11 protein-coding genes and 2 pseudogenes are annotated in these 16433 nt (G+C 42.7%); 6 read left to right on the forward strand and 7 right to left on the reverse strand.

Features of this window, described 5'->3' with window-relative positions:
• The first annotated feature begins 62 nt into the window (after window positions 1–62).
• Window positions 63–2094: pseudogene (gene fusA / locus LKE40_03010) on the forward strand (elongation factor G).
• A gap of 57 nt (window positions 2095–2151) precedes the next feature.
• Here fusA and LKE40_03015 read toward each other — a convergent pair.
• Window positions 2152–2482: pseudogene (locus LKE40_03015) on the reverse strand (type II toxin-antitoxin system PemK/MazF family toxin).
• Entirely contained in the window at window positions 2476–2733 is a 258-nt protein-coding gene (locus tag LKE40_03020) for an AbrB/MazE/SpoVT family DNA-binding domain-containing protein (GenBank protein ID MCH3916440.1), read from the reverse strand. Before LKE40_03020 ends, LKE40_03015 begins: the two are co-directional and overlap by 7 nt.
• Window positions 2734–3309: 576 nt before the next feature.
• On the opposite strand from LKE40_03020, the gene LKE40_03025 reads away from it, so the two are divergent.
• The gene (locus LKE40_03025) at window positions 3310–5391 is read left to right on the forward strand and encodes an elongation factor G (GenBank protein ID MCH3916441.1); all 2082 of its coding nucleotides are present in this window, start codon (window positions 3310–3312) and stop codon (window positions 5389–5391) included.
• A 346-nt stretch (window positions 5392–5737) separates the two neighbouring features.
• On the opposite strand, the gene LKE40_03030 is transcribed toward LKE40_03025, so the two are convergent.
• Complete coding sequence (locus LKE40_03030) at window positions 5738–5950, reverse strand: nucleotidyl transferase AbiEii/AbiGii toxin family protein (GenBank protein MCH3916442.1); 213 nt, start codon at window positions 5948–5950, stop codon at window positions 5738–5740.
• Between the two features lie 349 nt (window positions 5951–6299).
• Between LKE40_03030 and LKE40_03035 the strand changes: the two genes are divergently transcribed.
• Both LKE40_03035 and LKE40_03040 read left to right on the forward strand, forming a co-directional pair.
• Window positions 6300–6617, forward strand: coding sequence for a hypothetical protein (locus LKE40_03035; GenBank protein MCH3916443.1), 318 nt, complete (start codon window positions 6300–6302; stop codon window positions 6615–6617).
• Window positions 6586–8013, forward strand: coding sequence for an alpha-amylase family glycosyl hydrolase (locus tag LKE40_03040; protein MCH3916444.1), 1428 nt, complete (start codon window positions 6586–6588; stop codon window positions 8011–8013). Before LKE40_03035 ends, LKE40_03040 begins: the two co-directional genes overlap by 32 nt.
• Before the next feature lie 305 nt (window positions 8014–8318).
• Here LKE40_03040 and LKE40_03045 read toward each other — a convergent pair whose 3' ends face one another.
• The 3 genes from LKE40_03045 to LKE40_03055 all read right to left on the reverse strand — a co-directional run bounded on the left by LKE40_03045 (window position 8319) and on the right by LKE40_03055 (window position 13302).
• The gene (locus LKE40_03045; protein MCH3916445.1) at window positions 8319–10088 is read right to left on the reverse strand and encodes a hypothetical protein; all 1770 of its coding nucleotides are present in this window, start codon (window positions 10086–10088) and stop codon (window positions 8319–8321) included.
• An 11-nt stretch (window positions 10089–10099) separates the two neighbouring features.
• The gene (locus tag LKE40_03050; protein MCH3916446.1) at window positions 10100–11941 is read right to left on the reverse strand and encodes a hypothetical protein; all 1842 of its coding nucleotides are present in this window, start codon (window positions 11939–11941) and stop codon (window positions 10100–10102) included.
• Between the two features lie 458 nt (window positions 11942–12399).
• Entirely contained in the window at window positions 12400–13302 is a 903-nt protein-coding gene (locus LKE40_03055) for a hypothetical protein (GenBank protein ID MCH3916447.1), read from the reverse strand.
• Between the two features lie 123 nt (window positions 13303–13425).
• Between LKE40_03055 and LKE40_03060 the strand changes: the two genes are divergently transcribed.
• Window positions 13426–14799 (forward strand): ISL3 family transposase, encoded by a 1374-nt coding sequence (locus LKE40_03060; protein ID MCH3916448.1) that lies wholly within the window; start codon window positions 13426–13428, stop codon window positions 14797–14799.
• Here LKE40_03060 and LKE40_03065 read toward each other — a convergent pair.
• On the reverse strand, window positions 14777–15655 hold the full coding sequence (locus tag LKE40_03065) for a hypothetical protein (GenBank protein MCH3916449.1): 879 nt from the start codon (window positions 15653–15655) through the stop codon (window positions 14777–14779). The genes LKE40_03060 and LKE40_03065 overlap by 23 nt on opposite strands.
• Window positions 15656–16095: 440 nt before the next feature.
• On the opposite strand from LKE40_03065, the gene LKE40_03070 reads away from it, so the two are divergent.
• Window positions 16096–16431 (forward strand): type II toxin-antitoxin system RelE/ParE family toxin, encoded by a 336-nt coding sequence (locus tag LKE40_03070; protein MCH3916450.1) that lies wholly within the window; start codon window positions 16096–16098, stop codon window positions 16429–16431.
• Window positions 16432–16433 lie beyond the last annotated feature (2 nt).

Below are 16433 nucleotides of genomic sequence, written 5' to 3' on the forward strand. Positions count from 1 at the left end.
TATTGATTAACTGATTACTGTATGTTATTATCTTTTACCCGGTTACAAGGACGGAATAATATATGAACGCAAAGACAACAAGAAACATAGGGATCATGGCCCATATAGATGCAGGTAAGACAACTACGACTGAACGGATTCTCTACTACACAGGAGAGAATCATCAAATAGGAGAAGTCGACAACGGAAATGCCACGATGGACTGGATGGAACAGGAACAGGACCGCGGTATAACAATCGTCAGTGCAGCCACGACCTGCAGATGGAAAGATCATCAGATCAACATCATCGATACCCCCGGTCATGTTGACTTCACTGCTGAGGTCGAACGGTCATTGAGGGTCCTTGACGGAGCCATTACCGTCCTCTGTGCCGTCGGAGGAGTCGAGCCACAGACAGAAACCGTATGGCGTCAGGCAGACAATTACAAAGTTCCACGTATTGCTTTTATCAACAAGATGGACAGACTGGGAGCTAATTTCTACAATGTTCTCGATGAACTGAAGGAAAAACTTGGAGCACACCCGGTTCCTTTGTACATTCCCGTAGGCAGTGAAAGTGATTTCAAAGGAATCATTGACCTCCTTTCCATGGAAATGCTTACTTTTGATCCCACTGACCTAGGTGCTACAGTCTCAAAGCATCCGATTCCGGCCGACATGCAGCAACTTGCAGCAACATGGAGAGAATCTCTCATCGATGCAAGTTCAACCTATGATGAAAAGATTATGGATTTCTTCTTTGCTGAAAAAGAAATCCCCTCAGAACTTATCAAGCAGGCAATGAGAATCGGTACACTGAAAAGGGAATTGCTGCCGGTATTCGTCGGATCATCCCTCAAGGATATCGGAGTCCAACCATTGCTTGATGGGGTTGTGGACTATCTTCCGAGTCCTGATGAAATTACGACAGTCTACGGTACCGATCCCAAGAAAGGTACGAAGATACAGATACTCCATGATGAAAACGCACCAGCCCTCGCTTTGGTGTTCAAGATTCAGGTAGACAGGGAAGCAGGCCCACTCTCTTATGTGCGGGTCTATAGGGGCAAACTCAAGAAAGGTACCATGATCTTCAATGTCACGAAGAAGAAAAAGGAAAGGCTCGGCAGAATTCTCAGGGCACATGCAGACCGGTTCGAAGACCTCAATGAACTCGAGGCCGGTGATATCGGGGTCATCGTAGGTTTCAAACATGCTCAGACAGGTGATACATTGGCAAGTGAAGGGAACCAGATACTCTTGGAAGAAATCCACTTCCCCACTCCCGTAATCTCCGTTGCCATCGAGCCGAATTCACAAAGTGACAGTGACAAACTCAAGGCTGCACTCGCCCAGCTTTCGATGGAAGACCCTACCTTTACCTACAAGGACAATGAAGAGACAGGGACAACTGGTCATCAGCGGCATGGGTGAACTTCATCTTGATGTTCTTGTCACCAGGCTGACAAAAGAAATGAAAATCGCCGCACATGTAGGCAAGCCGCAGGTCACCTACCGAGAATCAATCACCTCAGCAGTTTCAGGAAGCTACAAGTTCAGCAAGCAGATTGCCGGCAAGAGCAATGAAGCAGTCATAGGACTTTCAATTGAACGGCTTCCACAGGGAAGCGATAACCAGATTATATTCAGTGCACCGACCAGGGGAATCCCAGAGGACATCATTGCTGCCATCAGACGAGGCATAGAAGGTGCCCTGCAAGGAGGTATCAAATTCGGTTATGAAGTATGTGAAATCAAAGTAGATGTCACTCAGATTACCTACAACGAGCTTACTGCCAGTGACTTTGCCTTTGAAGCCTGTGCTGCAATGTGCTTTGACCAGACTTGCAAGGAAGCTGGCCCCATACTTATGGAACCGATCATGAAGCTGCAGGTCATCGTACCGAACCAGTTCGTCGGAGAAGTCATCGGAAGCCTTACCATGAGAGGCGGTATCGTCAGCAGCATGGAATCACGACCGAATGCAGACCAGATCAATGCCGAAGCACCGCTGTCGGTCATGTTCGGCTACTCGACCGTCCTGCGTTCTGCTACCCAAGGACGAGGCAGTTTCTCAATGGAATTCGACCACTATGCGGAAAAACAACGATAGAAAAATCAATACGAGTTGTAATCTATGCCACACAGTCATCTGCTTTTGTGCCAAGCCTTATATTTGCAAAAGCAGTGATAGCTTGTCTTTTACCTCACGGAGCACAGTCTGGGAAACTTTTGCTCGAAGAGAAGCGTTTCTGGCTTGCCAGTCCAGACAGCGGACTTGATCTGCCAGAACGATTCCCGTCATACTTCCGAAGGCAGGAATGGAAACCTCAAATGGATATCCCTTCTTTTGGTTTGTGATTGGACAAATGAGTGCTAAACCTATCCGATTATATATCATTGGGTGTCAGCACACGCCCTCTTTGTTCATGTCCAGCCCGAGGAGTAAAATCCAGCCATACGATATCGCCCTCTTCGGGAATATAGGCTTCGCTTACCATTGCTCTTTGCCCGTTTCTTTGCCAAAGAAATCCTCAGCATGCATACTGTCAGGAGTAATTTGATCAAGTAGCTCTTGAAGTTTCTCCTGTCGTTTTTTTTGCACTGGTACAATTTTTATTCCATCTTCAATTTGTAATAGTTCCACAATGGAATCGATATCCAGACCTAAGTTATGCGCAAAAGTTGCAGGAATCCGAATACCAATACTATTGCCCCATTTTTTACTGCTACTTTCATTTTTTACTCCCAATAACCTAAAGCATTATGCTATCATCTGAAATATAGTATAGCGAATGATCATTTAGATTATTTTTATTTCCCAAAGCGTTCCAGTAGTTGCAAAGAGTGTCTCGCAACTAACCACGATGTCTCCTTACTTTAATAGTATAAACAATAGTTTAAACAAATTTAAGTATTTTCAGTAGCTTCCCCACAGTCACGATGTACACAAAAAAACAACTGTTCCATCAGAAGCAGATTGCCTGCGCATATTTCAAATCTACCAAAATACACAAAATAAAAAAAGACTACAGATAGTCTTATATACAAACAACGATATCAAAAGATTACAGCCTTTATGAAGAGAAGACTGTTGCTATAATTACAGAAAGAAAAAATTTTTGAACACATGGTTTTTACCTCACGCTTTCATTGCATACGCATGGTTTTTGTATTTCCAGACATATAGAATCAACGTTTCACTTACGAGAACGGCAACCAGCAAGGCGATACTTGCTGATAAATAATTTGACATATGTACTTGTGGGGCGTACCATACTCCTATACGCAACAGGCGTTTATGCGTAAGCAAGCCAAAGGAGGAACAATGAGCGTTACAAGTACAGACCTAAGGAATGTAGCCATCGTGGGCCACAATGGGACTGGAAAGACCTCTTTGATGGAACAAATGCTGTTCTCTGCAAAGGTAATTTCCAAGCCCCAGACAATCGAAAGCGGTAAGACAACCAGCGATTACACAGATGAAGAGATCAGCAAACAGATTTCTATCCATACCAGTCTGGCAAACCTTGACTGGAACGGGAAATGCCTCAACATCCTGGACACTCCCGGATATGCAGGGTTCATCGGTGAAGCTATCTGTGGCTTCCGTTCCTGCGAAGCTTCGCTTATGATAGTGGATGCATGCGAAGGAGCTCAGATCGAGACAATCAAGCTCTGGAGACGCCTAGACAACAGAAATAAACCACGGGCCGTGTTCATCAACAAGATGGACAAGGAACGTGCTGACTATACAGCAGTATTGGAAGACCTGAGAGCACATTTCAAGGCAACTTTCGTACCGACTTTCATTCCTATGGGTGAAGGTGAAAATTTTGAAGGGATCATCAACCTCATCGAAGACAAGGCATATTTCGTCGGTAAGGATGGAATTGAAACAGAGGGACCGATTCCTGCAACCTATAAAGATCATGAAGCAAAATACAGAGATCAGCTCATTGAATTTGCAGCTGAAGGTGCAGATGATCTCATTGAGAAGTACTTTGAAAACAACACCTTGGCTCCTGATGACATCCGAAGAGGCCTGAGGGAAGGACTTGCCGCAAACAAGGTCGTACCGGTATTCTGCGGTTCCACATTGAAAGGAAGCGGTATCATCAGCCTGCTCAATTTTATCCAGCATAATTTTCCTTCTCCCGTCGGACATCTGGAATGGATTACTGACAAGGATGGGAATCCCAAAGATATGCCTATCAGTGAGGATGGGGCACCAAGCGCTTATGTCTTCAAGACTACGATTGATCAGTTCAGTGGAAAACTGAGCTATGTGAAAGCCGTGACTGGCATGCTTGCAACTGATACAGAATTGACAAATCCGACCTTGGGCAAAAAGGAGCGGATAGGCAAGCTCTACAGGGCAATAGGGAAAAAGCTCATCGAAACCGATGGCCTTTCGGCCGGAGATATCGGTATCATTGCAAAAAGCAACATCACATGTACAAATTGTAGCCTGCTTGCTGATCCTGCAACACAGGATTTCACTTTCAGGCCTCTGTCACTTCCCTATCCGATTTACGCTCTTGCCATCAGTACCGATGACAAGAAAAGTGAAGACAAATTGAATGATGCCTTGCACAGACAGAGTGAAGAAGATCTGACCTTCAAGACAGGCTACAATGAAGAAACCAAGGAAAGTGTCATCATGGGCATGGGAGATGTCCACCTGCAGATGATATTGGACAAGATCTGTACAAAACAAAAGATTGTCGTACATACCAAGCTTCCGAAAGTCGCGTATCGGGAAACCATTACGAAAAAGAGCGGTATCATCGAGTATGCACACAAGAAGCAAAGCGGTGGACATGGCCAGTATGGTAAGGTAGTCATTGAAATTGCCCCGATCGAACGAGGCAAGCAATATGAGTTCATCAATGCCATAAAAGGCGGTTCTGTATCAAAGGGTTATATACCAGGTATCGAAAAAGGATTGCACGACAAGATGTCAGAAGGATATCTTGCAGGTTATCCATTGGTAGATATCGGCATTACGCTGCTCGATGGCAAGGAGCATCCTGTTGATTCTTCGGAAATGGCATTCAGACTAGCAGCAAAAGGAGCCATGGAGCTTGCCCTTGCAAAGTCTGGTGTGGTATTGCTGGAACCGTTCATGAAACTTGCGGTCTATATCGAAAACCAGTATCTGGGAGATATTCTTTCAGACCTTTCAAGTAAACGTGGACGGGTAACCGGTCAGGAAGAATTCGGACAACTTGTACAGGTCAATGCCGAAGTTCCCCAGTCTGCATTGCTCAACTATGCCATCGACTTGAAGAGTATTACCAGTGGTACCGGTAGCTTTGAAGTCGAATTTTCCCATTACGAGCCACTCAAGGGAAGAGATGCTGACCTAGTCATCCAAGCAGCAAAAGATGCAAAAGAAGCAGAATGACAGTAAGCAGGTAAGCTTTTCCTGGTAAATCAACACATGGGGTTATTGCAAAAGTCAATTTTGTAATAACTCCTTTTTTTTGCATTGTGCTAATAAGATTAACACGACCATGAGACTTGATCTCTTGCTTCGCTTTTCATCAGAAATATCCATTTCTCTGGATAAAAAGACGACATTGAATTCTTTGTTGTCCTTATGCAAATTCTAAAACAAATTGATTAGCCAATTAAAAATCAAAATTCTAGCGGCATTTCCACATAGCCATTGGATGACAGAAAATACGTTCAAGGTCCTTGCAATACGTGACAACGCAGCATCTAGTTAATTTCAATTTTCAGGTTATCTTTCATGCCACCGGCATCTTGGTATTCATAGACAAACGAATCCAGTGTGTGATAGTCTTTGACTTCGAACTATAAGCATAACCAGATGACTCCATAAATTTTGCAATATGCCCTGTTGCTTTCTTCCGTTCGGCAAGCATTTCGTCTTTTTGCAGGTTTTCTGTAAAATCCAAGTCAATAGCAACAGACAGACGTGGCAAATCAAAGATAGCCAAGTTGATTGCCGTACCACAATAAAATGATTCTATGCAATTTTAAATATCGTACAAATCTAATTATACCAGTAACAGAAAGATGCTGATTTACTGATGACCTTGACAATTTTATTACAGGAAAAGGGACTATTACAAAATTGGCTTTTTCAACAACTCCGTTATATTGCCTCTTGTTTTTCAATTTGCTATCATTTTTACGACTTTCAGATGATGAGGAGTAGCCTCTTATGTATGATTGGAAGGAAAAGATTGATTCACAAGTATCTGGGACATATGTAGTTCCGCTCTATCCGAAGACAGGTACTCCTGTTACCATCCGCTTGCAGATTGCAAAGAAGTAAGAAACGTTTTGTTATTCACCGACTTCGATGGAGAAACTGAAAGATTTACCTGCGAGAATCATGGCACGATGGCAGAAACCATTGTCCCGATGAAAGGGAAAGAAGCATTTTATTATTTTTCCCTCCAGGCAGAGCATCGATGTTGGTATTTCAGCAAGCTCGGACTTACGGAGGCATTACCCTCACAGAGGGATTTTTTCTGTCTGAAGGCAGATCTCCAACCGGCTGCATGGGTAGCAGAGGCAACTTGCTATCAGATTTTTCCAGACCGTTTCAGAGATGGTAATCCCGCCCTTGATCCGAAAGGACGGTGCCTACACCTTTGACGGGGCACAGGTCCGGCACAAATCATTTTCTGAGGCACCGCTTCCTTTCGACAAAGCAAGATGTCTTGATTTTTATGGAGGAGACCTACAAGGGATCATCGACAGTATACCCTACTTCAAAGAGCTGGGCATTACCTGCCTGTATCTCAACCCGATCGGAGACAGCCGGACTACCCACCGATATGACTGCTGTGACTTTTTTCACGTCGATCCAAAACTCGGTGGCGATGAAATGTTTGAAAAACTGGTCAAGGAACTTCATAAGAACGGTATAAGGATCATCATAGATATTTCAATCAACCATACCGGAACAGAGAATCTCTGGTTCAAGAAAGCACTTGCAGACAAGAACTGTGAAGAGGCTTCCTTTTACTACTTTGATGAAAACGGTAAACCGTCCTATTGGGAAGGTGTTCCTACGCTTCCACAACTCAATTATGGTTCAGAAAAACTAAGACAGCTGATTTACAAAGACAAGGACAGTGTCCTCAGGAAATTCCTAAAAGAACCGTATTGCCAGAATGGCTGGAGATTTGACGTAGCCAATGTAGTCGGCAGGCATGGCAGTGATCAATTCTGCAAGGAAATATGGAAGGAAGTCCATAAGGCAGTAAAGGAAGAAAATTCCCAAGCCTACATGGTCGGTGAATGCTGGGTCGATGCTACAGCTTACCTTCAAGGTGACATGTGGGATGCAACGATGAACTATGTCGGTTGCAGCAGACCATTGAGAAGATGGATGGGAGAGATTGACCGCTTCCAGATGGAAGGTTGGGGTACCGACCCTGGCAGTACCATCCCCTATTCAGGGACAGACCTTCGGACAGCACTTCAGTCCCAGTTGGAAAGTCTGCCCACCCAAATGTGTTTTCTTCAGATGAACCTTTTCGATTCCCATGATACACCGAGACTTCATACCAATACCGAGACAATGGACAAGAAACTTTATGCAGGAATAGTCATGTTGACTTATCTGCTTCCAGGGATGCCAAGCATCTACTATGGAGATGAAATCCAACTTGCAGGAGATGTCCATAGCGTAGAAGCCTGGCGTTATCCGATGGAGTGGGACAGAAGCAAATGGGATATGGATATCCACCATCTTTATTGTGTTCTCGGAAAACTTCGCAGAGACTGGGCAGAGGTATTAGGGAACGGTTCATTTGCTTTCTTGGCTGCAGACAGCAAGACAATGGTCTTTGCCCGTTACACGACAAACCAAGCACTTATTCTTATCCTCAACAGGGGCAAGGCAAGGTCCTTTTCCTTCAGGACCTGCCAGCTGAACGGGAAAAAAACAGCTGTACTGATGGGAAGCGGCAGCGCAGAAGCAGTGCCGGATGCCATTCTTTGTCATCTGGAAGAAAGAGAAAGCCTGTTGCTTGCCCTTACTTAGATTGACATTACCATTAGGATTGCTTTCTTGCTCTCAAGGTTGCAGAAGATTTTCAACTCGACGACTATTTTCTTTATCTTTATAAAGGTATCTGTTGTGATTCTTTCATCGCAACAAATACCTTCTGCTTTTTCAAAACTTCAGGAAAAACCTTGAAGGGCTAATTTCCATCGAGAAAATGCATCAAATCTATCTATAGAAAACATTGAAAAGGAAAATGATTTCATGCACTGTAGCGACGTTACTGAACAGACATTTTGACCAACAACATCACTACAAACGTTTTTCTTATCCCTGTCTGATTACTAAAGTCCGACAGAACAGCCGACTGTCAGCTGCATATCCAAAGCATTTGAACCAGATATGTTACCCTTGTTTATGGTATAGACGACATCAGTCTGTGCAAAAACTTTCATGAACTTCAGGAAATAACGGCTACCGCTGAAACCAAGGTCAAACATATTGATAACAGCATTTCGATCTTCTGGATCGGTCACGCCAATAGTTTCATAATCATCATCAGCAAATGATCCGGACCACGAGGTTGTCGGAGTAGACAGATTTGCAATATCATCACCTGCTCCACCAGCCCATTTTGTATACTGGTCAAAGACTCCATGGAGCATATACATGAAGTTAATATCTGTCTCCCATTTACCAAGTTTCCGAGCACTGAGGTTCAGGTTGCCGACAATGGCATCTCCACCATAGGGATAACCAAGGAAGGTGTTTTCATAGACTGCGGACCTGTTGGATGCCGATTCTCTAAAAGCCACGACATAGCTGATACCATAATCAAAGTCACTTTGGCTGGTACCATATCTCAGGTAAAGCAGAGGATCAGTATAGGCAAACTCAACGTTTGCCTTGAGGATGACCCCATCGTCCTTGACCTTGTAATAGGTTGCTCCGGCCAAGTAGCCAAGAGCAGGCGGAAGATAACCATCTTCACCAGCTTCATCTTCACCCGGCAACACAAACTCATCGACCACAACCTGACCATAGAAATTCAAATTCTTCAGCAAGGTAGTATCCATTTCAAATCCCAAGAGAGAATTTGCATTGGCTCTGATATAATAGTCATGGAAAATAGCAGCCGGACTGATATACCTAGGATCAATATTCCCGTTTGCATCTTGGAACATAATTGTCTCATTCAAGGCAAAACCAAGCTTGTCATGGAACATCCGCCATTCAAGCCTATGTCCCATGAACATGTAGAGGCCATCGGAAGCATCTTCGGCTTCAAGTCCTGTAGTTGGGTTAGTGTCACCATCATCCATATAATCCTCTGGATAAGGATAGAAAGCAGTCAGGAAGGTATACTTGTAGTTGCTACCGAATGCCGTTGCCTTTGCAAAAGTCTGATACGGCAGATTGTCACCCAGCACCAGATTACCGGTCGTACCTGCACCCCACTTGAGCCTGTCACGGCCTATTTGGAGGTTCCAATAATTTCCACCAAGGGAAATAAAGGCTCGGTTGGGACCCATGATGCTGATATCACCGACGGTACCCTGTTGCCCAATGCCAGGGATGTTGGTACTGTACTGCTGGTCTCCCCAAACAGAACCATCAGCAAAGTTGGTATTGAGGCCGAAGGGATATGCCACGCCTATATACAGATTTCTGAACAGCCAGAGACCTGCAGTTGCATCTGCAAACGGAGCGGGAGTTCCTTCTTTCCAATCACCCTGCAGATCGTAATCGGTCGGATTGGTCTGCGCGTACGCTTCCGCTGTCGCCTCCCCTGAAACTTCCAATGCAACAGCAGGAAGCGACACAAGCGGATTAAGGTCAAGGGCGTCTTCAATGTGCTTGTAAAGTACTTTCTGTCCCTTGGTAAGTGAATTCTTATTGATCTTTGAAAGCATCAAAGCCAACTCAGCATCGCTATATGGAGCTGTCTGTGACGGCAAGGACATACCCTGCGTTACATACAGCGCATCCATGGCATCGATGAGATTACTGTCAAGTGAACGTATCTTCTGCATATTCTGCCCTGCGTTCAGGCTCATAAGGCAAGATGCAGCACCAATCACTACCAAACAAATATTTCTTTTCATATTATGCATGTACATCCTCCTTAGAAAGCAAGCTTCACGCTGACATTAAGCTGAAGATCAGAAGCCGTCACCCCGCTGACATTCCTGAAATTTATGCAGTAAAGATAATCTGCTTCCGTAAGTACTGAAAGTCCTTTGAAAAGGGTGCATTCACCTCCGAGAGATGCAATGAGTGTCTGTGAAATTGCATTGCGTGATGAAGGAGCACTGTATCCTCGGTCTGTGGCTTCTCCATCAGTAAGCTGAGAAGCTGCACTATGTGAAGAAGTCAGAAAAACCTGGCTGGCATCTGCTGTATAGCAGGTGTAGGCATCATAGGTGCCGTGCAGCATATACATCATGCTTGCGTTGAGCTTCCATGAATCAAGTCCAAGAAGTTGGGCCCCGATCTTGCCGACAAAGGCATCGTTGCCCCATTTATACCCAAGGAACTTGCTGTCATATATAGTATCATTGGAAATAAGGAAAAATCTGGAAGCTGCAACAAATCCGATACCTACATCCCCTTTGCTTTGAGATTCACCGGTGGTACTGGCCAAGTACAGATATGGATTTGTGTATGCAGCCTCAGCGTACAGCTTAAGTACCTTCAGGCCTCCCAAAGCCTTGATATGTTTCGCGCCAAGGATAAGTCCATAAGCCATCGTTTCATCTGAAGTAAGACTGTCGAGAGCTCCTTCAAAGTAAATCGTCCAACGGGGTTTCACCGTGTAGTCCATGCTCAATGTCAGCATAGGATTGAACTTACCGTCATCAGAAGTATATGAATCGTAGATACCCTCGATGACATCGGTACCTCCGCTGGAGAGATACATGAAAGTCGGTGCAAAAGCAATGCCAAGCTTCCCTAGCTGGGTTTCAAGCCTGACACCACCATGGACAAGGACTCCTCTTATCTCATCACTCTGGCTGTCACCTTCATAAGGTACGTCATCGTCAGCACTGACGCTTTCATCATCGGAAATGTAAGCATTGGGATCAGTATAATAAGAGTTGACTATGACCAGCTTGGACCTGCCGTCGAACCATGAGAACTTGAGTAAATTCTCAAATGGCATAGTTGCACCCCAGTCAAGGCTACCGCTTTCCCCGTTGCCCCATCTCATACTGTCTCTTCCAAGTTCCAGATTCCAGTTGCTGCCACCGGCAGTCAGAAAAGCCCGGTAAGGGATATTGAAATCAATGTCATCCATAACTGCCGGAGCAAGAAGCGGAATATTGGTCGAGTATGTTACAGAGGCAAATTTGTCTCCAGGAAGATCACCAAGATTCTCGGTATTTCCTAACGTAAACTCGCTGTACCCATAGAAATTGTTGCCAGCCCAAGTCTCAAGAGACAGTTTGAAAGGTTTTTCCCGTTCACGGTACGGTCTTTGCCAATACATACTGCCACTGAACTGATCGGTATTGGAATTATAGTACCCCTCAGCAGCAATGTCACCACTAAAATCATAGCTGACACCTTTGCCTTTCCCTTTCGGGACGGCACCATTGATAAGGTTGACAAGCTTATCATATAGAGCCAGTTCATGGGCATTCATCTTCGACCTGTCAAGCCGCTTCAGCATTGCCTTCAGTTCTGCATAGCTGTAAGGAGCAGCAGAAGATGGCAAAGGCTTTGACTGCGAAAGATATAAGGCTGTTATTGCTTCATATATCTGATTATCAGAAATATTGGTAAGTTTCTGAAGATTTTCGGATGTTCCACGTTCTTCAGACAGGGCACTGATATCTACCCCTTTTTCATCCTTTACTGTAAGTGATGAGTGTAAATCCGATTGTGTCAAGCCGGTAGCAAAAACCGAGGACATCACGAGTACCAGCAAAGCTGAAACAATGGGAACTTTGATCCTCAATAACATAACAGACATGTACCTCCTGCATAATCATCTTACATACTCTGACCGACAGCAATGTGAGAATTTTTGAGCAAAAAACATTTCATGCAGCATACTGCATGAAAATCCTAGCATTGCCAGGTCATAAATACACACATAATACATAAACAACTGTTTCATTCTTTAGGATACAGAGAATAATTGCAATGCAGTCAGAATTGAATAAAGCAAAAAAACTTATCAAGACGAAAAACATTTTATATCGATATACCAGTCACCCATTCATTTTTGCAACTTGAACAGCAACAAATCAAAAGATTCTTCAATTGTCAATCCGGCAGTATCAGCATGGAATACTACTTTATTTCCCTCTCTGGAATATAACACCAGAAAATCCAAAACAGATTTCCAGTCTAGCAGATTTACGTATTATTCCTCTCAACCTGAATCAGGCAACAACTTCTTTGAAAGCTGACATCTCTCTACAAAGAAATTGTAGTACCAACTGTCAGTTGCAAGTCATCCTCCCAGTCGCTGAAAACATCTGAGTCTGCATCATAATGAACCCGTTGTATATAACTGGTTTCACCATAGCATTTCCAACTTGTCATCCATTTGGGTACAGGAAGCTGTATGCTTCCGTTCAACGTGGCAGTCAGGCTGGCATCAATAGAGCCGCCCTTGAACAGTTGTGTCCCGTACTTCACTATCTCGTCATCATTATCATACCTATACATACTGACCGGGCCATGCAAAGCCAATGTCGTAGCAAATTCCGTTTCCCATTTCTCGGGAACACGGTAGGTGTTATCCCATTTGACTACCACTGCGTCACCGCCATAGGGAAATCCGATGTAGTCAAATTTTTGCAGTTGCCAGTAATGAAGTGAAGCATAGCGGGTGGCCATCAGGAAATCTACTTTATCACGCAGATAGAGACACGGAAGAGTCATTGCTCCTTCAAGGGAAGTGGTCAATACTCCACTTCCAAGGATGCGTGCATAGTCAAATCCGACAAGTGCTCCCCATGCAGTAGATTCAGCATCGGCATCTTCATTCGGAGCTACAGCCTGATCCAGGACAAACTGCCCATAGATATTCCATCCAGGCAAGAAAGTATAGCTTAATTCTACATGTGCAATAGCATTGAATTTACTGCGTGAATTCAAGTTGTGATAAATAAAGGATGGATTGAACACCTGTGGATCAAAGCTCGTATCCTTATACATGACATCTTCACTGACAGCAAAAGTAATTTTGTCCCATGGACGGAACTCCAACCGATGAGCCATTAAAACACGGAAGTATTCGTCATCATAATTATCATCGTCTTCATCGTCTTCGTCATCTTCATCGTCATCACTGGCTTTACTTTTTCGGCTCAATCACTTTTCTTGTGTGATTTTAAATTAACATTTACTAAATAGTGTTTTCTAAAAGGTTGTAAAAAAAGGGCAACATCTTTATGTTGTAGTTACCACACATTAAACATAAGAGAGTTGCCCTAAATGAAATATATCAAATTACCATCAAGATTGGTAGGCTTTAACAATCAAACTACGGAAATCGTAAATACAGTATCAAATAAAGAGATGTATCTTCTTCATGGGACTCTAAAAAAAGATAAAAAGCCTTGTATTTGTCCTTATTGTCATAAGAAAATGCATGTTAATAATAAATATGAAGTCAATTTAAAGCATCTTTGTTTCGGAAGCAGATTAAGTACTATTAGATTTTCTAAGATTCGATATAGATGCCCTGAATGCAGCTATACACAGATGCAGGAAGTCCCTTTCCAAGCAAAAGGGCACAGGATTAGTTGTGAGCTCTGCCAATACACTAGAGATCTATTAGCTTATGGCTTTACCAATAAAGAAATAGCAGAACTTACTGGCCTTGGAAAGAATACTGTTAAAGATATTGATTTACAACGATTGAAAGAAAAATATACTATAGATGATAAAACTCTCATCAAACCAGAAAGGCAAGCAAGGTTCCTTGGAATCGATGAATTTAAGCTACATAATGGTCATAAATATGCGGTAGTAATTATTGATATGGAAACAGGTCATATCCTCTGGTTAGCGCATGGCAAGAAGAAAGCAACTGTATATGCATTTATAGACCATGTAGGTCTTGATTGGATGGATGGAGTTGAAGCTATAGCATGCGACATGAACAGTGACTTTGAAGAAGCTTTTGAGCATCGTTGCCCTCATATACAACCTATATTCGATTTCTTTCATATTAAAAAAAATTTGAATGATAAAGTTGTAGGAGAAGTTAGAAAGGATGAATTTCGAAGGTTAATTGCAGAGGGAGATAACAAGGCTGCAGCTTCTCTTAAGAAGAGCAGATATATTCTTACATCTTCTGTGCAAACTCTTCAAAAGAAAGACAAAGAAGCAGAAGATGGGAAAGTAATATCAAAAGGCAGCACGCTCTTTCATAAAGGAGAAGTTGTTAGAAAATCTGGTTATGTTGATAGATACGAAGAATTAATTAAACAAAACAAACTTCTCTTTACTCTAGATATAATTAAAGAAAAGCTCTCAGATGCATATAAGATGACAGATGAAGCTAAAATGGCAAACGAAATATCTGAGATTATGGATATTTGTAGCAATACCAAAAATAAACATTTTCTTTGGTTTTATCGGCTTCTAGATAATCACTTTGAAGGTATAATAGCTCATGCTACATATAATATATCTGCAGGTAAGATAGAAGGAATTAACAACAAAATTAAGACGGCCAGGCGCAAGGCTTTTGGCTATTCTGATGATGAATATTTCTTTCTAAAGCTCTTTGATGCAAGTAGGAAAAGTTATGTGAGAAATCAAGTGTCACATAAAATCCTTAAAAACCCACAAACTTTATGATTGAGCCACTTTTTCTTTCATTCAGATAAGAATTGTCAAAAAATACACCGAGGGCCTCATATTTGAAATATCGGGTAAAGACAGTAAATCTTGCATAATCATGGTAGTCAACATGATTGTCTATAATGAAATTCCCGATATGGGAATTGCCCCAGTTGATCCGGTCCCTGCTGAGATTGAAATTCCAGTTATCCCCACCGAATGACAGGATTGCCCGTTTAGGCCATTGGAAATCAAAGTCCCTGCTAGCCGTGATAAGGTTGGTAGCAAAACTTGAGCCATACTGGTTGAGCACAGAGAAACTGTCAACATAATCCAAATCATCATAATCACCTTCAGAATTGTCAATAAGTGCACCCACCGATTTCTCTCCTAGAGAGGATACGACATCATCATATGTCACGATGCCATAGCCGTATTGTAGGTCACAGTAGGTATAGAACATCGGATCAACAGCCATTTCCACCCGCAGTTTCGCCAGAGGCTGTCGATCGATAAATCCATAGGTCCAATCATCATAAGAAGAAAAATCACCATCAGTATTTGTATGTGCATAGGCTTCAGCCGAAAGATCCATAGTAGCATTGGCAGAAAATCCATCGGAGGTATGCACGCGAAGCGGTTTGGCAAGTGCTCCATCGATACTGTCATACAATTGTTTCGCCGTACCAGTCAAAGAAGAAGCATCTACCACGGAAAGAAGCTTTTTTGCTTCATTGACTGTCCATGGTCGGGAATCAGAAGGAGTACCGATGCCAAGTACCAGATACAAATCATCCATATCAGCATAAATGGCATTTGAAAGAGGAAGGACATCCTGTCCAGGAAGAGATGTCGCATACGCAGTAGCAAACAACGAAATAACTACCAAAAATAAGCAATTTTTGTATATTAACTTAGGATAGAAGTGCCAGAGCTTTACTTTTTTTTCTAAAATCCTATGGTAAGAATGATATTTCCCTTGGAAAAAAAAGTTGGTTCGCCAATTACCTACCCTATTGTTTTGCATCTTTTCCTCACAGCCTTTTATTTGTGGGGCAAGTATACACTGCAAGAAAGAAAACTGCTATTGTTTTCGAAACAGTTTCACGATAATGTGTTTTTTTCGTAACATATCATCAGATAAATTTTCAAGCGAGCAATCAGATATCCGTGAATTTTGCAAAATCAAAATGATACCACAACAAAACAACGGAAAGAAAGAACTCTTCATGAATAACTGCTACTGAAAATTTGTATATAGATTATAACCTCAAGAGTTCTTTTTATTTGACATTTGTATAATTTGTAATTATAGTGCAACTGGTAAGGTTAATTGTGAATGTAGAGTTCATCAACAAAGATTTGGAGGAACTGTATATAAACGGTACTTCCAAAAGATTCAGTAAAGTTCCTCCTGAAGTTGCGCGGAAATTAGTTCGTGCTGTAGATGTCCTTGAAAGTAGTACCAGTATTCAAGGCATCTGGAAATTTCCAGCATATAAATTCGAAAAGCTACAAGGTAACGAAAGATATTCCATGCGTTTAAACAGAATATGGCGTCTGGAATTAACCGTACGATGGGTTGATGATACTAAAGTAACTATCGATGTCATCAATCTTGTTGATCTGACACACCATTATGGAGGCTAATT

The sequence above is a fragment of the Spirochaetia bacterium genome, from assembly GCA_022482625.1.
GTDB lineage: Bacteria > Spirochaetota > Spirochaetia > Sphaerochaetales > Sphaerochaetaceae > Pleomorphochaeta.

Excerpts from the sequence above, each read along its gene's own strand:
- LKE40_03060 (MCH3916448.1), top strand. The coding sequence starts at position 13,426 with ATGAAATATATCAAATTACCATCAAGATTGGTAGGCTTTAACAATCAA.
- LKE40_03045 (MCH3916445.1), bottom strand. The coding sequence starts at position 10,088 with ATGCATAATATGAAAAGAAATATTTGTTTGGTAGTGATTGGTGCTGCA.
- LKE40_03050 (MCH3916446.1), bottom strand. The coding sequence starts at position 11,941 with ATGTTATTGAGGATCAAAGTTCCCATTGTTTCAGCTTTGCTGGTACTC.
- LKE40_03025 (MCH3916441.1), top strand. The coding sequence starts at position 3,310 with ATGAGCGTTACAAGTACAGACCTAAGGAATGTAGCCATCGTGGGCCAC.